General features: G+C 70.7%; 2 protein-coding genes (both running past the window's edge). Both read right to left on the minus strand.

From position 1 onward, the window contains the following. On the minus strand, positions 1–14,453 hold the 5' portion of the coding sequence (locus G6N66_RS14665; RefSeq protein WP_163645850.1) for a non-ribosomal peptide synthase/polyketide synthase. 15,574 nt of this gene lie to the left of the window's left edge; 14,453 of the gene's 30,027 nt are visible here — the first part of the coding sequence; its start codon is at positions 14,451–14,453; its stop codon lies beyond the left edge, outside the window. Continuing rightward, positions 14,440–23,106 carry the 3' portion of a non-ribosomal peptide synthetase gene (locus G6N66_RS14670; RefSeq protein WP_085232842.1) on the minus strand. The gene runs 6,720 nt beyond the window's last position, so only the last 8,667 of its 15,387 coding nucleotides appear in the window; its start codon lies beyond the right edge, outside the window; its stop codon occupies positions 14,440–14,442. Before G6N66_RS14670 ends, G6N66_RS14665 begins: the two co-directional genes overlap by 14 nt.

Consider the following 23,106-nt stretch of genomic DNA (forward strand, 5'->3'; position numbering starts at 1 on the left):
CAGGTGTCGGCCTGCTGCACGACTTCTGGCGCGCGGGCATGTTCGGTCAGCAGCGACGCCCACCGGGCAAACGAGGTGCCGCCCGCCGGAAGCGTGACGGGTTGCCCGATTTGGTGCTGCGCCCAGGCAATGTTGATGTCTTCCAACAGGATTCGCCACGACACTCCGTCGACGGCCAGGTGGTGAATGACCAGCACCAACTGGCCCGTCGACCCGTGCCAGAGCGCACTGAGCATGACCCCGGCGGCCGGATTCAGCCGGGATCGGGCCGCCACCAGGGCTTCGTGGGACAGCTCGTCCACCGACTGCAGGCATTCGCCCGCGTCGACCGTGCCGGGTTCGGGCACGTGCAGCGACCAGCCCCCGTTGTCGTCCCGGTCGACACGCAGCCGCAGCATCGCGTGGCGGTCCAGCAAGGCCTGCAGCACGACGAGTACGTCGCTCTCGGTGACCCCGGCGGGCGCCTGCACCGCCAGCGCCTGGTTGAACTGATCCGTCGGTCCGTCCACGGTTTGCAGCCACGAGACGATCGGGGTGGATACAACGGGTCCGATGCCCTCGTCGACGGGGGCGTCGTCGTCGGCGACCCCCGCAACCAGGGCGAGTCGGGCCACCGACTGCTCGACGAAGATGTCGCGCGGCTTGCAGGTGACGCCGGCCGCGCGGGCCCGTGCGACCACCTGCATCGACAGGATGCTGTCGCCGCCCAGCTCGAAGAACGAGTCGTCCACCCCGACCCGTTCCAGCCCGAGGACCTCGGCGTAGATGCCGGCCAGGAACTCCTCGGTCGCGTTGGTGGGCGCCCGGTATCGCTCGACATCGGTGTATTCGGGCGCCGGCAGGGCGCGGGCGTCGAGCTTGCCGTTAACCGTCAACGGCAACGCGTCCAGGGCCACGATCGCGGCCGGCACCATGTAGGCGGGCAGCCGCTCGGCCAGCGCGGCGCGGGTTGCGGCCGGGTCCAGCGCGCCGGTGGCGTAACCGACCAGGCGCTTGTCGCCGGGGCGATCCTCGCGGACGATCACCACCGCCTGCTTGACCCCGTCGGCGGCGGCCAGCGCCGCCTGGACGTCACCGAGCTCGATCCGATACCCGCGGATCTTGACCTGCTCGTCGGCGCGGCCGAGGTAGCGCAGCTGCCCGTCCGGACGCCACGACACCAGGTCGCCGGTGCGGTACATGCGGTCCCCGGGAGCCCCGTACGGGCAGGCGACGAACCGCGACGCGGTGAGCCCGGCGCGGCCGACGTAGCCGCCGGCCAGCCCGGTGCCCGCGACGTACAACTCGCCGACCACCCCGGTCGGCACCGGATGCAGCCACTGATCCAACACGAACAGCGCCGCCCCCGGCACCGGCGAACCTATCGGCGGCGCAACGGAATTCGGTGTCCCCGCGGCTAGCGGCGCACTCATCGTCGCGTACACCGTGGTTTCGGTCGGGCCGTAGGCGTTGATCATCAGGCGTCCCGGCGCCCAGCGATCCACCACCTCGCTCGGGCAGGGTTCGGCGGCGACCACCAGTGCCGCCGATTCCAGACCCTGAGGTGACAAAACCCCCACCGCCGAAGGTGTCTGGCTCAACACACTGACCTGCTCGGCGACCAGCAAGGCGTGGAACTCGTCGGGCGAGCGCGTCACCGACTCGGGCACCACGACCAGGCGCCCGCCGTGCAGCAACGCACCCCAGATCTCCCACACCGAATAGTCGAATGCGTACGAGTGGCACTGCGTCCACACCTGTCCCGGCCCCATCCGCAGGCCCACGTCGAGCGAATCGAACAGCCGAGTCACGCTGTGATGAGTGACGGCAACGCCTTTGGGGACTCCGGTGGTGCCCGAGGTGTAGATGATGTGGGCGATATCGTCGGGGCTCGGGGCCGGCAAGTCTGTGCACGGATACGTGTCGGTCGGGCCTTGGACATCGACGACGGTGAGCTCACACCCGTGCAGCCGGTCGGCCAGCGCGGCGGTGGTGATCGCGGCGATCGGCGCGGCGTCGGTGACCATGAACTCGATCCGGGCCGCGGGCAGCGCCGGGTCGATCGGCAGGTAGGCCGCCCCGGTCTTGAGCACCGCCAACATCGCCACGATCGCGTCGGCCGAACGCGAAAGCAGAAGCGCCACAGCCTGTCCCGGCCCGGCCCCGTGCTCGACCAACAGGTGCGCCAACCGGTTGGCGGCCTCGTCGAGCTCCCGGTAGGTCATTGTGTGGCCCTCGAAGGTCAGCGCCGTCGACTCGGGTGTGCGCGCCACCTGCGCCTTGAACATCGCCGGAATCGACGCCGGCGTGACGGTCGGCCGGGTCAACACGGCGCGGTGACCGAGCTCGTGCAAGTGGGCCTGCTCACCGATGGCGAGCACGTCGATCGACGAGAGCCGCCGGGCGGGGTCGGTGGTCAGCGCCGCCAGCACCCGCCGCAACCGCTCGATGAGCACCTCGACGCTGGCCGCGTCGAAGACGTCGGTGCGGAACTCCACCGCGCCGGCAAGGCCGGCCGGCTCGCCGGTGTCGGTGAAACGTTCGCCCAGGGACAGCGTCAAATCCATTCGCGCGGTGCGGGTTTGCACGGGCAGCGGGGTTGCCCGCAGATCCGCGAAGGCCGCGCCGCCGGCGGGGCCGTCTTGCCCGGCAAAGTTCTGCCACGCCAGCATCACCTGGATGAGCGGGTGATGGGTCAGGCTTCGGGTGGGGTTCAGCCGCTCCACCAGTACCTCGAAGGGCACGTCTTGGTGCTCGTAGGCGGCCAGGCTGCGCTGCTGGACCTGGGCCAGTAGCTCGGCGACCGTGGGGTCGCCGGCCACGTCGACGCGCAGCACGAGGGTGTTGACGAAGAACCCAACGAGCTCGTCGAGCGCGGGGTCGCGCCGCCCTGCGATCGGAAAGCCAACGGCCACATCCCTACTGGCGCTGACCTTGGCCAGCAGCACCGCCAGCGCGGCCTGGATCACCATGAAGGCCGTCGCGTTGTGGGCCCGGGCCAGCCGCGCGACCTGCTGCTGCAGCTCGGCCGGCCAATCGATTTCGACCGTGGCACCGCGGTAGTCGGCGACGGGCGGGTAAGGCCGGTCGGTGGGCAGGTCGAGGCGCTCGGGCATCCCGGCGAGGGCATCGTGCCAGTAGTCCAGCTGGGCGGCGATGGGGCTGTGGCTGTCGTGGAGGTCGCCCAGCTGGGCGCGTTGCCACAGCGTGTAATCGATGTACTGCACCGGCAGCGGCGACCAGTCGGGGGCGTCGCCGGCGCAGCGGCTGGCGTAGGCCACGCCCAGATCCCGGATCAACGGGGCGATCGACCAACCGTCGGCGGCGATATGGTGCACCACCGCCACCAGCACATGCGCGTCCTCGGCAACGCGGAAAACCGTTACCCGCAAAGGGATCTCGCTGGCCAAGTCGAAGGCGTAGCCCACCGCCGCGTCGACGGCCTCGTCCAACCGAACCTGCGGCCAGCCGACGGCATCGACGACGTCCCAACCCAATTCGACCCGGTCGGCCGCCACTACCCGCTGCCGAGGTATCCCGTCGGGAGCGCCGAACAGCGTGCGCAGGCTCTCGTGGCGTACCACCACGTCGCCCAGTGCCGCCCTGAGCGCCTCGGCGTCGAGGCGCCCGTCCAACCGCACCGCGGCCGCCATGTTGTACACCGGCGACGGGCCCTGCAACTGGTCCAGGAACCACAGCCGCTGCTGGGCGAACGACAACGGCACCGCCGCCGGCCGTTCACCGGCCACCAACGGATTGGGCGCAGCGCTGCCCCCGCCGATGCGGGGTGCCAGTTGCGCGATGGTGGGCGCGTCGAACAGGGTGCGCACCGAAACGTCGGTATTCAGCCCGGCGCTGATCGCGGCGATCACCCGCATCGCGGACAGTGAGTCGCCGCCGAGGTCGAAAAAGGAGTCGTCGGCCCCGACCCGGTCGACGCCCAGGACCCGGCCGTAGATGCCGGCCAGGATTTCCTCGACCACCCCGGTCGGGGCCCGGTACTCCCCCGCGGCGAATTCCGGTGCCGGTAGCGCTCTTTGGTCGAGTTTGCCGGTTGGTGTCAGGGGTAGTGCGTCGATTGCGACGATCGCCGTGGGGACCAGGTAGCCGGGTAGCCGTTCGGCCAGGTGTGCGCGGATTTCGGCGGGGTCAGCGGTGCCGGTGACCCCAACGACATAGCCCACCAGCCGCTTCTCCCCGGGGTGGTCCTCGCGGGCGATCACCACCGCCTGGCCCACGCCCGCGACTGCGCTCAGGGCGGCCTGCACCTCGCCCAGCTCGATGCGATACCCACGGATCTTGACCTGCTCATCAGCACGCCCGTGGTAGCGCAACTGCCCATCGGCGCCCCACGACACCAGGTCCCCAGTGCGATACATGCGCGCACCGGGCGCGCCGAACGGGCACGCCACAAACCGCGACCCGGTCAACCCGGCCCGACCCACATAGCCCACCCCGACACCGCGGCCGGCCACATACAACTCCCCGACCACCCCGACCGGCACCGCACGCAACCACCCATCCAGCACGAACAACGCCGCCCCAGCCACCGGAAACCCAATCGGCGCCACCCCCGACCCCGGGCTCAGCGGCGCGCTGACCGTCACATCGATCGTGGTCTCCGTCGGCCCGTACGCGTTGAGCATCACCCGCCCGCGCGCCCACCGATCCACCAACTCCGCCGGACACACCTCCCCACCAACCACCACCGCCGCCGAGCCGACACCCTGCGCCGACAACGCCCCCAACGCCGACGGCGTCTGAGTCAACACATCGACGCGCTCAGCGGCCAGCAGCGCCGCCAACTCCTGCGGCGCGCCGGCCACCGACTCAGGCACCACCACCAGACGCCCGCCATGCAGCAACGCCCCCCAAATCTCACGCACCGAGGCATCAAAGGCCAACGAATGCCACAACGTGGACACCTTCACCGCACCCGGCGGTGTCAGCCCCGCATCCAACGACGCCAACAACTGCGTCACGTTATGATGCGTCACCGCAACACCTTTGGGCACACCCGTGCTACCCGAGGTGTAAATAATGTGAGCAACATCGTCCGGCGCCGGACCCGACAACGCTGCGCCCGGCACCACCTCCCTCGGCGGATCGTTCACGTCGAACACCGCCAGATCGCACCCCGCGAACCGATCCGCCAACTCGGTTGTCGTCAACGCCGCCACCGGCGCGGCATCAGCAACGATGAACCGCACCCGCTCGCCCGGCACCACCGGATCAATCGGCACATACGCCGCCCCAGTCTTAAGCACCCCCACAATCGCCGCGACCGCCTCCACCGACCGCTCAGACAACACCGCCACACACCGCCCCGCACCCACACCACGCCCCGCCAGCAACTGCGCCCACCGCTCAGCAACCGCATCCAGCTCGGCATACGACACCGCACGACCCGCACCACTGACCGCCACCGCACCCGGCGTCCGCAACACCTGCGCACCAAACAACACCGGCAACGACACCGCCACCGCAGGCTGGGTCAACACCACCCGGTTACCGAACTCATCCAGCCGAGCACGTTCACCGGCGTCCAGCAGGTCCAGCGACGACAGCGGCCGGGAGGGGTCCGCGGTCATCGCCTCCAACACCGTTTGCAGTCGCCGGAACAGCGTTTCGACGTCGGCGTCGTCGAACACGTCGGTGTCGAATTCGAAGCGGAAGCCGAGGTCGGCCCCCGGCAGGGCCGCGACCGTAAGCGGGTAGTGGGTGGCCTCGAGGCTGGTGAAGTCGGCGATGGCCAATTCCTGCGCGCCCAACGGCGTGGTGCTGTCGATCGGGTAGTTCTCGTGCACGAAAAGGGTGTCGAACAGGTGCTGCTGGCCGGTGATGCGGTGAATCTCGTTGAGCGCCAGGTGTTGATGCTCCAGCGTGTCGTTGTGCGCGCCTTGCAGCTGGTTGAGCAGGTCGGCGGTGGTGGTGGTCGGCGTGATGGCGGCCCGCACCGGCACGGTGTTGATCAACAGGCCCACCATCGATTCCGCGCCGGCGACCTCGGCGGGCCGACCCGAGACCGTGGTGCCGAAGGCAACATCGTGCTGGCCGGTCAGCGAGCACAACACTTGCGCGTAGGCGCCCTGCAGCACGGTGTTGACCGTGACGCGATGCGAGCGGGCCAGCTCGCCGATCGCCCGGTTGAGCCCGTCGGGTACCCGGAATGTCGCGGCGCTCGGCGCCCCGGGGGTCGACCGACCCGCCGGGGCCACCAGCGTGGGGGTGTCGAAGCCGGCGAGGGCCTGCCGCCAGGCCGCGTGGGCGGCGTCGAGATCGCGGTCGGCCAGCCAGGTGACGAACCTGCGGTACGGGACCGTCGGGGGTAGCTGCTGACCGTGGTAGCTGGCGAACATCTCGCCCAGCAGGATCGGCAGCGACCACCCGTCGATTACGATGTGGTGATTCGTCAGCACCAGCCGGTGCAAATCGGGCGCGGTGCGGAGCAGCGCCACCCGGAACGCCGGTTGGTCGGCCAGCTCGCAGACCGCGGCGCGTTCGGCGGCGCACACCTCCTGCATCCGCGCATCGGCATCGGAGACGTGGTCCAGTTCGACGTAGCGCCACCCCGCCACCGGATCGGCGGGGATGATCTGCACGGGCTCGTCGAAGTGGCTGACGAATCGAGCCGCCAGGTTGGGATGCCGGTTGACGACGGTGTGCACCGCATCGCGCAGCCGGTCGGGGTCGATCGGCCCGGTCACGGTGATGCTCAGTTGCACCGCGTAGACGTCGTCGTAGTTGCCGTGCGCGCTGCTGGCGTGGAAGAGCAGGCCCTGCTGCAGCGGGGTCAGCGGCAAGATATCGACGATCTCGAATTGCCGCTGCAGCTCGTCGATTTGGTGCTGAGTGAGGCGGGCGGGCGCGATGTCAGACGGCGTCAGCCCCCCGCCGCCGGCGCGCACGTGCGCGCAGATGCCGGCCAGGGCGTCGAACCACAGTTGACCCAGCCGGGTGACCGCCGCGTCGTCGAGGGCCGAGGGCGCCCACGTCCAGTTGGCCTGTAGGTGTAGGCCGGTGTCGGGATTCTCCAGCGCGACGGCGTTGAGGTCGACGGTGTGCGCCAGCGGCATGGGCACGGCCGCGGCGACGCCGGCCAACGCCGAGCCGTCGGGGCTGAGCCGCCAACCGGCATCGGATCCATCGGCGGCCTCAGCCGCCAGGGCGCCCACTCGGCCGAAATAGTTGAACCCGATCGCCGGGTCGGAGCAGCCCAGATCGACGTCGCTGTTCAGGTAGCGCAGCAGTCCGTAGGTCAATGGATCGGGCAGCGCGCGGAGTTGCTCCTTGGCGTTTTTGATCACCGGGCCCAGGGCGGCGTCCCCGGCGATGACCTGTGCCCAGCGCAGGCCGCCGACCCGCCGCATCGTCAGCGCCACCGGGTATTTGGTGGTGAACCATCCGACGGTGTGCGACAGATCCAGATCGGGGCTCAGCTCCTCGTGGCGGCCGTGGCCCTCCACGTCGATGCCGATCGGCGTGCTGCCGTTACCCAAAAACTCGGCGACCGCCAACCCGAACGCGATCAGCAGAACGTCTTGGATGCCGGCGTGGAACGCGGCCGGCACCTCGGACAGCAGCGAGCGCGTTGTCTCGGCGTCCAAAGCCATCGACAGATGCCCGGCGGTGGCATAGGTGTCCGTCGCCGGCCGCACCGCGGGTAGCGCGCCCGTTGTGCAGGAGGCCGCCGCGAGTTGCTTCCAGGCGTCGGCATCGCGCACAACGTTCGGACGGCTTGCGTGCGCGGTCAGCAGCTCCGACCACCGGGCAAACGACGTCCCGGTCGCCGGCAGCACCACGTCCTGGCCCGCGCGGTGCTGCGCCCACGCGATGTTGAGGTCCTCCAACAGGATCCACCACGACACCGCGTCGACGGCCAGATGGTGCACGACCAACACCAGCTGGCCACCGCTGGCCACCCACAACGCGCTCAGCATCACGCCGGTCGCCGGCGACAATCGCGACCGCGCCGCCAAGACGGCATCCTCGGACAACACGTCCACCGCGTGCAGGCAGTCGCGCGCGTCGACCGAGCCGGCCTCGGGCACCGTCAGCGACCAGACGCCGGCCTCGTCCTGGTCGATGCGTAGCCGCAGCATGGCGTGGCGGTCCAGCAGTGCCTGCAGGACGACGACCACGTCGTCCTCGGTGACCCCGGCGGGCGCCTGCACCACCATGGTTTGGTTGAACTCCTGTACCGGCCCATCCACGCTGGCCAGCCAGTGCATGATCGGGGTGGCCAAGACAGGTCCGATGCCCTCGTCGATCGGGCCGGCCTGACCGGCCACCGCCGCGACCCGGGCCAGCCCGGTCACGGTCTGCTCGACGAAAAGGTCGCGGGGCCGGAACAGCAGGCCGGCGGCACGGGCCCGCGCCACCACCTGCATCGACGAAATGCTGTCGCCGCCCAGGTCGAAGAACGAGTCGTCCGCGCCGACTCGCTCGACGCCGAGTACCTGGGCGAAGATGCCGGCCAAGATCTCCTCGGTTTCGCCGGTCGGCGCCCGATACTCGCCCGCGGTGTGCTCGGGTGCCGGCAGGGCGCGGGTGTCGAGTTTGCCGTTGGCCGTCACTGGCAGCGCGTCGAGGACCACGATCGCGGCCGGGACCATGTAGAGCGGGAGCCGCTCGGCCAGCGCGGCGCGTACCGCGGCCGGATCCAGGGTGCCGGTCCCCACCGCATAGCCGACGAGGCGCGCATCGCCCGGTCGGTCCTCGCGGACGATCACGGCCGCCTGCTCGACCCCGTCGACTGCGGCCAGTGCCGCCTGGACGTCACCGAGTTCGATGCGATACCCGCGCACCTTGACCTGCTCGTCGGCCCGGCCGAGGTAGCGCAGCTGCCGGTCCGGCCCCCAGGACACCAGGTCTCCAGTGCGATACATGCGTAGCCCGGGAGCCCCGAACGGGCAGGCCACAAACCGCGCCGCGGTCAGTCCCGCCCGACCGACGTACCCACACGCCACCCCGGCACCGGCGACATACAACTCGCCGATCACCCCGGCCGGCACCGGACGCAGCCATTGATCCAGCACAAACAGCGCCGCCCCGGGCACCGGCGAGCCGATCGGCACCACCCCGGATCCCGGCTGCAGCGGCGCACTGATCGCCACGCACATCGTCGTCTCGGTCGGACCGTAGGCGTTGAATGCCAGCCGCGGCGCCCACCGGTCCACCACCTCGGCCGGGCAGGGCTCCCCGCCGAGCAGCAACGCCGTCGACTCCAAACCCTCGGGCGAGAGCGCCCCCACCGCGGACGGAGTTTGGTTGTGGACGCCGACACGTTCGGCGACCAGCAAGGCGTGCAAGTCGTCCGGCGAGGCGGCCACCGACTCGGGCACCACCACCAGCCGCCTCCCCCGCAGCAGCGCGCCCCAGATCTCCCACACCGAGAAGTCGAACGCCAGGGAGTGGCACTGCGTCCAGGCCCCCGCCCGCGGCAATCCGGCGTCCAGCGAGGCCAGCAGCTGGGTGACGTTGCGGTGGGTGACGGCCACCCCCTTGGGCACACCGGTGGTGCCCGAGGTGTAGATGACGTAGGCGATGTCCTCGGGGACCGGCACCGGCGGGGCGGTGGACGGGTAGGTCCGGATTCGCGGGTCCTGGATGTCGATGACCGGCAGTTCGCATCCGTCCGGCGGGCGCAGTCCCGGTGTGGCGATCGCGGCGATCGGCGCGGCGTCGGCGAGCATGAACTCGATCCGGGCCGCCGGCAGCGCCGGATCGATCGGTAGGTAGGCCGCGCCGGTCTTGAGCACCGCCAGCGTCGCCATCACCGCTTCGGTCGAACGCGAAAGTAGAAGCGCCACAACATGTCCCGGACGCGCCCCGTGCTCGGCCAGCAGGTGCGCCAACCGGTTGGCGGCCTCGTCGAGCTCGCGGTATGTCACCGAGTGGCCCTCGAAGGTCACCGCCACCGCTTCCGGTGTGCGCCGCACCTGGTCGGCGAACAGCGCCGGAACCGACGCCGGCCCGGCCGGCGGCCGGGTCAACGCGCGCTGGTTGCCGAGCTCATCGAGGTGGGCGCGCTCCGCGACGTCGAGCAGATCGATCGACGAGAGGCGCCGCCCCGGGTCGTCGGTGAGCGCCGCCAGCACCCGCTGCAACCGCTCGATGAGCACCTCGACGCTGGCCGCGTCGAACACGTCGGTGCGGAATTCCACCGCCCCGCCGATCCCGGCCGGCTCGCCGGTGTCGGTGAAACGCTCGCTCAGCGAAAACACCAAATCCATTCGGGCGGTGTGTGCCTCGATCGGCACCGAGGTGGCCCGCAGGTCACCGAAGGGCATCCCCGCGACGGGCTCGTTGCCCAGTGCAGCCGAGTTCTGCCAGGCCAGCACGACCTGGATCAGCGGGTGATGGGTCAGGCTTCGGGTGGGGTTGAGCCGATCCACCAGCACCTCGAAGGGCACGTCCTGATGCTCGAAGGCGGCCAGGCTGCGCTGACGCACCTGGGCCAGCAACTCGGCCACCGTGGGGTCACCGCTGAGCACCACGCGCAGCACCAGGGTGTTGACGAAGAAGCCGACCAGCTCATCGAGCGCCGGATCGGAGCGCCCGGCGATCGGGAAGCCCACCGCCACATCGCTGCTGGCGCTGAGCTTGCCCAGCAGCACCGCCAGGCCCGCCTGGACGACCATGAAACTCGTTGCGTTGTGCCCGCGCGCCACCTGGGCGACCCGCTGCTGCACCGAGGCGGGCCAGTCCACCGCCACCGTCGCCCCGCGCTGATCGGCGACCGCCGGATAGGGCCGGTCGGTGGGCAACTGCAGCCGCTCGGGCACCCCGGCCAGCGCCTGCTCCCAGTAGGCCAGCTGGGCGGCGAAGCGGCTGTCGCCGTCGGCCATGTCGCCCAGCTGCGCGCGCTGCCACAGCGTGTAATCGGCGTACTGCACCGGCAGCGGCGCCCAGTCGGGGGGCGCGCCCGCGCACCGGCTGGCGTACGCCGTGGCCAGGTCCCGGATCAACGGGGTGATCGACCAACCGTCGGCGGCGATATGGTGCACCACCGCCACCAGCACGTGCGCGTCGTCGGCGAGGCGGAAAAGCGTTACCCGCAAGGGGATCTCGGTCGCCAAATCAAATGCGTAGCCCGCCGCCGCGCCGATCACCGCGTCCAGCTGCGCGCCCGACCAAGCGGTCGCCTCCACAACCTCCCAGCCGATGCCGGCCGGGTCGACGGGGATGACGACCTGTTGTGGTATGCCGTCGGGAGCGGCGAACAGCGTGCGCAGGCTCTCGTGGCGGCCCACCACATCGACCAGCGCCGCCCGCAGCGCCTCGGCATCCAGGCGGCCGTCCAACCGCACCGCGGCCGCCATGTTGTACACCGGCGACGGGCCCTGCAACTGGTCCAGGAACCACAACCGCTGCTGGGCAAACGACAACGGCAGCACCGCCGGGCGCTCGACGGCCACCAGCGGCGCCAACCGGTTTGACTCCCCGCCGACACGAGCCGCCAACTGGGCAACGGAAGGCGCCTCGAACACCGTGCGCACCGCAAGGCCGGCGTCCAACGCTTGATTGATCGCGGCGATCAGGCGCATCGCCGACAGCGAATCCCCGCCCAGATCGAAGAACGAGTCATCGACGCCGACCTGCTCGAGCTCGAGCACCTGGGCGTAGATGCCGGCCAGGATCTCCTCGACCGCGTTGGCCGGTGCCCGATACTCCCCCGCGGCGTATTCCGGTGCTGGCAGCGCTTTTTGGTCGAGCTTGCCGTTCGGTGTCACTGGCAACGCATCGATCACCACCACCGCCGACGGCACCATGTAGCCCGGCAACCGCTCGCCCAGCTGCGCGCGGATCTGGGCCGGGTCCGCGGTGCCGGTGACATAACCCACCAGCCGCTTGACGCCCGGGTGGTCCTCGCGGGCGATCACCGCCGCCTGCGTGACGCCGTCCAGCTTGGTCAGCGCGGCCTGCACCTCGCCCAGCTCGATGCGATACCCGCGGATCTTGACCTGCTCGTCGGCGCGCCCGACGTACCGCAATTGGCCGTCCGGGCCCCACCACACCAAATCCCCGGTGCGGTACATGCGCGCGCCCGGCTGACCGAACGGGCATGCCACGAACCGCGACCCGGTCAGCCCCGGCCGACGCACATACCCCACGCCTACGCCACGGCCGGCGATGTATAACTCGCCGACTATCCCGACGGACACCGGGCGCAACCACCCGTCAAGGACGAACAGCGCCGCCCCGGTGATGGGCGAGCCGATCGGGGGCGCGCCCGACCCCGGCCGTAGCGGCGCGCTCTTCGACACCCACATCGTCGTCTCGGTGGGGCCGTACACGTTGACCATCACCCGCCCGGGCGCCCACCGGTCCACCAGCTCGGTGGGGCACGGCTCGGCGCCGATCACCAACGCCGTCGACCCCAGCCCCTGCGGTGGGAGCATCCCCACCGCCGAGGGGGTCTGGGTCAACACGGTGACGCCGTCGTTGACGAGCAGGGCGTGGAATTCCTCCGCTGAGCGGGCGACCTCGGCGGGAACCACCACCAGCCGCCCGCCGAACAGCAGCGCACCCCAGATCTCCCACACCGAGAAGTCGAAGGCGTAGGAGTGGAACTGCGTCCACACCTGTTCGGGCGCCAGCTCCACACCGATCTTCAGCGCGTCGAAGAGCTGCGCAACGTTGTGATGGGTCACCGCAACGCCTTTGGGGACGCCGGTGCTGCCGGAGGTGTAGATGATGTGGGCGAGGTCGTCCGGGGCCGGCGCCGGCGGCGCGGTGCTGGGTTGGCTGTCGACTGCGGGATCGCCGATATCGATGACCGCCAGGCCCAGCCCGTCCAGCCGCGCCGCCAGGTCGGCGGTGGTGAGCGCCGCGGTCGGGGCCGCATCGGAGGTCATGAATTCGATCCGGCCCGGCGGCAGCGCCGGGTCGATGGGCAGGTAGGCCGCCCCGGTTTTCAGCACCGCCAGAATCGCGACGATCGCGTCGGCGGAGCGCGGAAGCAGCAACGCCACACACCGCCCCGGGCCCGCGCCCCGCGCGGTCAGCAGGTGCGCCACCCGATTGGCGGCCTGATCGAGTTCGCGGTAGGTCAACGAAACCGGCCCGCAGCTGACCGCCGCCGCATCCGGGGTGCGGGCCACCTGCGCGGCAAACAACGCCGGCAGCGACGCCGGCGTTGTGGGTTGGGTCAGCACGGATCGGTTGCCGATCGCGTCAAGTTGGGCACGTTCATTGGCGTCCAGCAGATCCAATGACGACAGCCGTCGCGCCGGGTCGGCCGTGATGGCCACCAGCACCCGCTGGAACCGTGCGACGAGCGCTTCAATGCTGACGGCGTCGAAGACGTCGGCGTCGTATTCGACGCGCAGGCTCAGTTCGCGACCCGGTTGGGCTTGCACCGTCAACGGGTAGTGGTTGTATTCGCGGCCGGCGGCGTCGCTGATGGACAACTCGTGATCGCCCGACAGTGCGGCGGTGTCGACCGGATAGCTCTGGTACACGAACAGGGTGTCAAAGAGCTTGTCCTGACCGGTGATTCGGTGAATCTCGCTGAGCGCCAGGTGCTGGTGTTCCAGGGTGTCGGTGTAGGTGCCCTGCAGCTGGCGCAGCAAGTCGGCGGTGGTGGTGGCCGGCGTGATGGTCGCCCGCACCGGCACCGTGTTGATGAAGAGCCCCACCATCGATTCCGCGCCGGTCAGCTCCGGCGGCCTGCCCGAGACCGCGGTCCCGAAGACGACGTCGTGTTGGCCTGTCAGCCAACACAACACCTGCGCGAACGCGCCCTGCAGCACGGTGCTGACCGTGGTGCGGTGTGCGCGGGCCAGCTCGCCGAGCGCCCGCGTCGTCTCCTCGGGCACCCGGAACGATTCCGCGACGCGACGTCCCAGTTCCAATCGGTCCGGCGGGCCCACCAGTGTGGGCGTGTCAAAGCCCGCTAATGCGTTGCGCCAGGCCGCCTTTGCCGCCGCGTGATCACGACCGTTCAGCCATGTGACAAAGCTGCGGTACGGCGTGGGCGCGGGCAGGCGGTGCCCGTAGTAGCCGGCGAAGATTTCGCCCAGCAGGATCGGCAGCGACCAGCCGTCCATCACGATGTGGTGGTTCGTCAACACCAGCCGGTGCCGATCCGGCGCGGTGCGGACCAATGCCGCCCGGAACGCCGGTTCGTCGGCCAGCGCGCACACCACGGCACGTTCGGCGGCGCACAGCCGCTCGAGCTGTTCGTCGACATCTTCGCCGTCGAGCTCGACATACTGCCAGCCCGGTGCGGGATCGGCCGGGATGATCTGCACCGGATCGTCGAGCTCTTCGTCGAACAGCGCGGCCAGGTGCGGATGCCGGGTGATCACCGTGTGCACCGCGTCGCGCAGCCGGTCGGGGTCGAGCGGGCCGGTCACGGTGATCGCTAGCTGCACCGCGTAGACGTCGTCGCTCGCCGGCGCGGTGCGGGCATGGAAAAGCAGCCCCCGTTGCAGCGGGGTCAGCGGCAGTACGTCAGCGATTCGCATATCGCCGCTGCAGTTCGTCGATCTGCTTTTGGCTGAGCGAGGCCGCTACATCGGAGGGCGTCAACCCGCCGCCGCCGCTCTGCACGTGCGCGCATATGCCGGCCAGGGCCTCGAGCCACAGCCGGCTCAGCCGGCCGACCTGCGCGCCATCGAGTGCCGACGGTGCCCAGGTCCAGGCCGCGTGTAGCTGCGGGCCGGTGTCGGGGTTTTCCAACGTTCCGGCGTTGAGCTCGAGGGTGTGCGCCAGCGGCATCGGCACCGCCGCCGCGGCCGAAGAAACCGACATGCTGTCCGGGCTCAGTCGCCACAACTCCCCGGACCCGGCGGCGGCATCGGCCCCCGAGGCGCCCGCGGCGCCCTGCCGCCCGAGGTAGTTGAACCCGATCACCGGGTCCGACCCGCCCAGGTCGATGTCGGGGTTCAGGTATCGCAGCAGGCCGTAGGTCAGGCCGTCGGGAAGGGCGAGGAGCTGCTCCTTGGCGTCCTTGACCACCTTCCCCAGCGCCGCCCCGCCGGCGGTCACCTGCGCCCAGGACAGTTCCCCGACCGCAAGGGACACAGGGTATTTGGTGGTGAACCAGCCCACCGTGCGCGAAAGGTCGACCTGCTCGCCCGAGGGGGCCAGGTCCTCGGCGCGGCCGTGGCCCTCCACGTCAACTCCGATCCGCGCGGCGCCACCCGCGAACTCCGCGACCGCCAAGGCGAACGCGATCAGCAGGATGTCTTGCACCCCAGCGTGAAACGCGGCCGGCACCTCGGTCAGCAGCAGTTCGGTGGTCTTCGCGTCCAGCGACACCGACAGGTGACCGGCGTTGGCGTAGGTATCCACCTCCGGTTGCACCGCCGGCAGCACCGCCGGGGTCGCCGCCACCGCCCGCCACGCGTCGGCCAGCTCCGCCACCTCGGGCGAGTGCGCGTGCTCGGCCAGCAGCGCCGCCCACCGGGCGAACGACGTGCCGCCCGCCGACAGGTTCACCGGTTGCCCGGCGTGGTGTTGGGCCCACGCGATGTTGAGGTCTTCCAACAGGATTGGCCACGACACGGCGTCGACGGCCAGGTGGTGGACGATCATGACCAGCTCGCTCGCCTCGGAACCGGTACCGGCCACCCACAGCGCGCTGAGCATCACCCCGGCGGCCGGGTCCAACCGCGACCGCGCCTCGAGCACCGCTTCGTCCGACCGCACGTCCACCGATTGCAGGCACTTGTGCGCATCCAGCGAACCCGGTTCGGGCACGTGCAACGACCAGCCCCCCATGCCGTCGTCGTCGACGCGCAGCCGCAGCATCGCGTGGCGGTCCAGCAGCGCCTGGATCAACACCACCACGTCGGCCAGGGCCACTCCCGGGGGTGCCTGCAGCAGCACCGCCTGGTTGAACTGTTCGGTCGGGCCGTCCATGTCGTGCAGCCAGCGCATGATCGGGGTGGCCAGCACGGGCCCGATGCCCTCGTCGACGACGGCCGCGTCGTCGGCCACCGCGGCGACGACGGCCAGCCGGCCGACGGTCTGCTCGACGAAGATGTCGCGCGGCCGGCACGTCAGGCCCGCCGCCCGGGCCCGCGTCACCACCTGCATCGCCGACAGGGAATCCCCGCCGAGGTCGAAGAAGGAGTCGTCGAGGCCGACGTGTTCGACGCCGAGGACCTCGGAGTAGATGCCAGCCAGGATTTCCTCGACGGCGCCGTCGGGGGCACGGTAATCCTCGGCGCCGCCGTATTTGGGTGCCGGCAACGCGCGGGTGTCGAGCTTGCCGTTGACCGTCAGCGGCAGCGCGTCGAGGACCACGATCGCCGCCGGCACCATGTAGCCCGGCAGCCGATCGGCCAGCGCGGCGCGGATCGCGGCCGGGTCCAGCGTGATCCCCACGGCCCCAACCGCATAGCCGACGAGGCGCTTGTCGCCCGGGCGGTCCTCGCGGGCGATCACCACTGCCTGCTCGACGTCGTCCAATCCGGCCAGCGCCGCCTGGACGTCACCGAGTTCGATGCGATACCCGCGGATCTTGACCTGTTCGTCGGCGCGGCCGAGGTAGCGCAGTTGGCCGTCGCGGCCCCACGCCACCAGATCGCCGCTGCGGTACATGCGTTGTCCGCCTTCAGCGAAGGGGCACGCCACAAACCGCGACCCGGTCAATCCCGGCCGGCCCCAATACCCAACGCCCACACCGTCGCCCGCCACGTACAGCTCCCCGACCACACCCGCGGGAACCGGCCGCAACCACGCGTCGAGCACGAACAACGCCGCCCCGACCACCGGCGAGCCGATCGGCACCGCACCCGAGGGCCCGCCCTTCAGCGGCGCGCTGATCGCCACGCACATCGTCGTCTCGGTCGGGCCGTAGGCGTTGACCATCACCCGGCCCGGCGCCCACCGGTCGACCACCTCCGCCGGGCACGCCTCACCCACCACCACCACGGCGGTGTCTTCCATGCCGCGGTTCGGCAGCAGGGCCAACGCTGACGGGGTCTGAGTCAAGACGGTGACCCCCTGGTCGGTCAGCAGCGCGTGGAACTCCTCGGGCGAGGCCGCCACCGCATCGGGCACCACCACCAGCCGAGCCCCACGCAACAGCGCGCCGAAGATCTCCCACACCGACACGTCGAACGCCAGCGAATGGCACAGCGGCCACGACCCGCCGGTCGGCAATCGCTGATCCAGCGACCCGATCAACCGCGTCACGTTCGCGTGGGTGACCGCCACCCCCTTCGGGACGCCCGTCGTGCCCGACGTGTAAATCACGTACGCCACCTCGCCGGCGGCCACCGACCCGGGCGCGGTCGCCGGCTGCGCCCGCAGCGCGGGGTCGGCCACGTCGATCACCGGCACGGCCTCGCCCACCCGGGACGCCAGCTTGGCCGTGCACACCGCCAGCACCGGCGCGGAATCGGAGAGCATGAAACCGATCCGCTCCCGCGGGAGGGCCGCATCGATCGGCACGTAGGCGGCGCCGGTCTTGAGCACTCCGAATACGGCCACCACCGCCTCGACGCCACGCTCGACCACCAGCGCCACGCGATGGCCTGGGCCGGCGCCGCGCCCAATCAGCGTATGCGCCAACCGATTTGACGCCTCGTCGAGCTCGCGATAGGTCACCGAACGCGCGCCGTCGGTCACCGCCACCGCCTCCGGCGCCGCCGCCACCCGCTCGGCGAACACGCGAGGAATCGAGAACGCCGTCGGAGCCGGCGCAGTCAGGGCCGACCGCTGACCCCACTGCGCCAACCGCGCATGCTCACCGGAATCGAGCACGTCGATCGACGACAGCCGCCGCGCCGGGTCGGCGGCCATCGCCGCCAACACCCGCTCCAGCCGCCCCACCAGCGCCTCGACGGTGCCCGCGTCGAACACGTCGGTGCGAAACTCCACCGCTCCGGAAACCCCTGCGGGCTCACCGGTTTCGCCGAAGCGTTCGGCGAAGGAAAACATCAAATCCATTCGGGCCGTGCGGGTCTCCACCGGCACCGCGGTGACGAGCAAATCCCCCAGGGCCAGTTCGGCGGGCTGGTTGCTCTGCCAGTCCACCGCCACCTGGAACAGCGGGTGATGGGTCAGGCTTCGGGTGGGGTTGAGCCGCTCGACTAGAAGCTCGAAGGGCACATCCTGGTGCTCGAAGGCGGCCAGCCCGCGTCGGCGCACCTGACCCAGCAGCTCGCCGACGGTGGGGTCGCCGGCCAGTTGCACCCGCAGCACCAAGGTGTTGACGAAGAAGCCGACCAGCTCGTCGAGCGCGGGGTCACCGCGCCCGGCGATCGCGTAGCCCACGGCCACGTCGTTGCTGGCGCTGAGCTTGGCCAGCAGCACGGCCAGGGCGGCCTGCACCACCATGAAACTGGTCGCGTTGTGCTCGCGGGCGGTGCGACGGATCTGCTGCTGCAACTCAGCCGGCCAGTCCACGACGACGCTGGCGCCGCGGTGCTCAGCGACCGGGGGGTAGGGCCGATCGGTGGGCAACTGCAGCCGGTCGGGCAGCCCGGCCAGCTCCCGCTCCCAGTAGGCAAGCTGCGCCGCGATCGGGCTCTCGCCGTCGGCCATGTCGCCCAGCTGCGCGCGCTGCCACAGCGTGTAATGGGCGTACTGCACCGCCAGCGGGGCCCAATCCGGGGCCTGTCCGGCGCACCGGCTGGCATAGGCCGCGCCCAGATCCGCTACCAGTGGGGTGATCGACCCGCCGTCGGCGACGATGTGGTGCAGCACGGCCACCAGCACATGCTCGTCGTCGGCAACGCGGAAAAGTGTTACCCGCAAAGGGATCTCGGCGCTCAGGTCGAACGTGTAACGCGCCGCGTCGACCGCCGCCTCTTCCAACTGGGTCGTCGACCAGGCGGTCGCGTCGACCATGTCGCACCCGATGCCGGCTTGATCGACGGGCACGACCACCTGCTGCGGTGTCCCGTCGGTCGCGACGAACAGTGTGCGCAGGCTCTCCTGACGGCCGATCACATCGACCAGCGCCGCGGCCAAGGCATCGGTATCCAGGCGTCCCGTCAACCGCAGCCCCGCCACCAGGTTGTAGACGGGTGAGGGCCCCTGCAACTGGTCCAGGAACCACAACCGGTTTTGGGCAATCGACAGCGGCACCACCGCGGGCCGCTGCACCGGCGCCAGCGGCGTGAGCCGGCTTCCACCGCCCTCGCCGAGGCGCGACGCCAGCTGGGCAACCGTGGGCGCGTCGAACAGGGTGCGCACCGGAAGGTCGGCGTTCAGGCCGGCGTTGATCGCCGAGATCAGGCGCATCGCCGAGAGGGAGTCGCCGCCGAGGTCGAAGAAGGAGTCGTCGAGGCCGACCCGCTCGTGCCCCAGCACCTGGGCGTAGATGCCGGCAAGGATCTCCTCGACGGCGCCGGACGGGGCCCGGTAGCGGTCGCCGTCGGTGTATTCGGGTGCGGGCAGGGCTCGGGTGTCGAGCTTGCCGTTGGGCGTCAGGGGCAGCGTGTCGAGGACGACGACGGCGGCGGGAACCATGTAGGCCGGCAGCCGCTGCGCCGCCGCGGCGCGGATGCTGGCCGGGTCTGGTCTGCCGGTGACGTACCCGACCAGGCGCTTGTCGCCCGGGCGGTCCTCGCGGGCGATCACCACGGCCTGCTCGACGCCGTCCAGGCCGGCCAGCGCCGCACGGACCTCGCCCAGCTCGACGCGATACCCGCGGATCTTGACCTGCTGGTCGGCGCGCCCGGCGTACCGCAACTGCCCGTCGGCGCCCCAGGACACCAGATCCCCGGTGCGGTACATGCGTTGCCCGGGTGCGCCGAAGGGGCATGCCACGAACCGCGACCCGGTCAGGCCTGCCCGTCCCGAATACCCAACGCCCACACCGGAACCGGCCACATACAACTCGCCGACCGACCCCGCCGGCACCGGACGCAACCACCCGTCGAGCACGAACAGCGCGGCCCCGTTCACGGGCGACCCGATCGGCACCGCGCCGCCGCCCGCGCGCAGCGGCGCGCTGATCGCCACGCACATCGTCGTCTCGGTCGGGCCGTAGGCGTTGATCATGGTGCGCCCGGGCGCCCAGCGATCCACCACCTCGGCCGGGCACGCCTCACCGACGACGACCAAAGCCGGCGCCTGTAGGCCGGCGGGATCCAGGGCCGCCAGCGCGGACGGGGTCTGGGTCAGGACGGTGACCTGCTCGGCGGCGAGCAACCCATGGAAGTCGTCCGGGGCGGCCACCACCTCCTCGGGCACCACCACCAGCCGTCCGCCGCGCAGCAGCGGACCGAAGATCTCCCAGACCGACACGTCGAACGCCAGCGAGTGACACAGCGGCCACACCCCGGCCTCGGGCAGCCGCTCATCCAGCGACCCGATCAGCCGGGTCACGTTCGCGTGGGTGATGCCGACCCCCTTGGGCACCCCCGTCGTGCCCGAGGTGTAGATCACGTACGCCACCTCGGCGGGCGTCACCGAAGCCGGGGCCGTGCCGGGCTGGGCCGCGATCGCGGGGTCGTCGATATCGACGACGGGCACGCCGTCGCCCAGCCGCGACCGCAACGCGGCGGTGCTCACCGCGGCGATCGGCGCGGAGTCGGCCAGCATGAAGTCGATCCGCTGCTGGGGATGACCCGCGTCGATCGGCAGATACGCAGCGCCGGTCTTCACGATGCCGAGTATCGCCACCACCGCCTCGGCGGAGCGATCCATCAGCGACGCCACACACTGACCCGGACCCGCACCACGCCCAATCAGCGCATGCGCCAACCGATTTGACGCCTCGTCAAGCTCCCGATACAAGACCGAACGCGGCCCATCGGTCACCGCCACCGCCCCTGGGTACGCCGCGGCCCGCGCCGCGAACACCTCCGGAATCGAGACCGCCGCCGCCGGCGGCGACGTCAGCGCCGACCGCTGGCCCCACTCCTCCAGTTGCGCGTGCTCGCCGGCGCCGAGCGCGTCCACCGACGACAGCCTCCGCCCAGCGTTGGCGGCCATGGCCGCCAACACCCGCTGCAGCCGATCGGCCAACACCCCGACGCTGGCCGCGTCGAACACATCGGTGTCGTATTCGACGCGCAGGCTCAGTTCGGGGCCCGGCTGGACCTGCACCGTCAGCGGGTAGTGGTTGTATTCGCGGCCAGTGAACGCGGTGATGGCCGGTTCTTGGTCACCCGACAGCGCGGCGCCGTCGATCGGGAAATTCTGATACACGAATAGGGTGTCGAACAGCTTGTCGTGACCGGTGATTCGGTGAATCTCGTTGAGCGCCAAGTGCTGATGCTCGAGGGTGTCGGTGTAGGCGCGCTGCAGCTGATCGATCAGGTCCACGGTGGTGGTTGCCGGCCTGATGTTCGCCCGCACCGGCACGGTGTTGATGAACAGCCCCACCATCGAGTCCGCGCCGGCCAATTCGGCCGGCCTGCCGGAGACGGCGGTGCCGAAGGCGACGTCGTGCTGACCGGTCAGCGCGGCCAGCAGTTGCGCGAACGCGCCCTGCAGCACTGTGTTGACGGTGGTGTGGTGTGCGCGCGCGAGTTCGCCGATGGCCCGGGTCGTTTCGGCGGGCACCCGGAACGCGGCCTCGCCGCGTGCGCCCCTGCCCAATCCGGCCCGCGGCGCGACCAGGGTGGGGGTGTCGAAGCCGGCGAGCACCCGCCGCCAGGCGGCGCGGGCGGCATCGAGGTCGCGATCGGCGAGCCAGCAGACGAACCGTCGGTACGGGACCGCCGCGGGCAGGCGGTGTCCGCGGTAGGCGGTAAAGATCTCGCCCAGCAGGATCGGCAGCGACCAGCCGTCCATCACGATGTGGTGGTTGGTCAGCACCAGCCGGTGCCGGTCGTCGGCGGTGCGGATCAGCGCCGCCCGGAACACCGGCTCGTCGGCCAGCATGCACACCGCCGCCCGTTCGTCGGCGCACAGCCGCCGAATCTGTTCCTCTTCATCATCCCCGTTAGCGAGGTCGACGACGCGCCACACCGGCGCGGGGTCGGCGGGAACGATCTGCACGGGCTCGTCGAACTGTCGCGGGAAGCGGGCCGCCAGATGCGGGTGGCGGTTGAGCACCACGTGCACCGCGTCGCGCAACCGATCCTGATCCAGGGCGCCGCTCAACGCCAGGTCCAGCTGCGCCGCGTACACATCGTCGCCGGCCGTCGCGGTGCGGGCGTGGAAGAGCAGCCCCTGCTGCAGCGGGGTCAACGGCAAGATATCGGCGATCGCAAACCGCTGGCCCAGCTCGTCGATCTGCCGCTGGCTCAGCCGGGCCGGCGCAATATCCGACGGCGTCAGGCCACCACCACCGCCCCGCACGTGAGCGCAGATGCCGGCCAGGGCCTCGAACCACAGCCGGCTCAGCAGGTGGACGTGGGCGCCGTCGATTGCCGACGGCGCCCACGTCCAATTGGCCTGCAAATGTGGGCCGGCTTCGGCGTCCACCGTTCCGGCGTTGAGTTCCACGGTGTGCGGCAACGGCATTGGCACCGCCGCGGCGGCGTGGGTCAACTCCATGCCGTCGGGGCGGATCTGCCATAGCTCGTTGGCGGCCGCAGTCTGCGCGGGGGCGCCCAACCGCCCCAGGTAGTTGAATCCGATCAGCGGCTCGGAGCCGCCCAGATCGATGTCGGTATTCAGGTAGCGCAACAGGCCGTAGGTCAGCGGCTCCGGGAGGGCGCGCAGCTGTTCCTTGGCGTGTTTGATCACCGCCCCCAGCGCGGAATCGCCGGAGGTGACCTGCGCCCAGGACAGCCCGCCGACGCCGAGCGACACCGGGTACTTGGCGGTGAACCACCCGACGGTGCGGGACAGGTCGATGTGCGGTCCCAGTTCCTCGTGGCGGCCGTGGCCCTCCACATCGATGCCGATCCGCGTCGCGCCGGTGCCCAGGAATTGGGTCCAGGCAAGCGCGAACGCGATCAACAGAATGTCTTGCACGCCAGCGCGAAACGCCGCCGGCGCCTCACCCAGCAGGACCCGGGTGGTGTCGACGTCCAACGACACCGTCAACTGGCCCGCCGAGGCGTAGGTGTCCACCGCCGGTTGCGGCGCCGGCACCACCGCGGGCGCCGCCGCCACCTGACGCCACGCCTCGGCGAGCTGCACCGCTTCCGGCGCGTAGGCCCGCTCGGCCAGCAGCGACGCCCACCGGGCGAACGACGTGCCGCCCGCCGGCAGGTCCACGGGTTTCCCGAGCCGGCGTTGACCCCAGGCAATGTTCAA

Origin of the sequence: Mycobacterium conspicuum (assembly GCF_010730195.1) — a bacterium.
In the GTDB taxonomy this organism is placed as follows: domain Bacteria; phylum Actinomycetota; class Actinomycetes; order Mycobacteriales; family Mycobacteriaceae; genus Mycobacterium; species Mycobacterium conspicuum.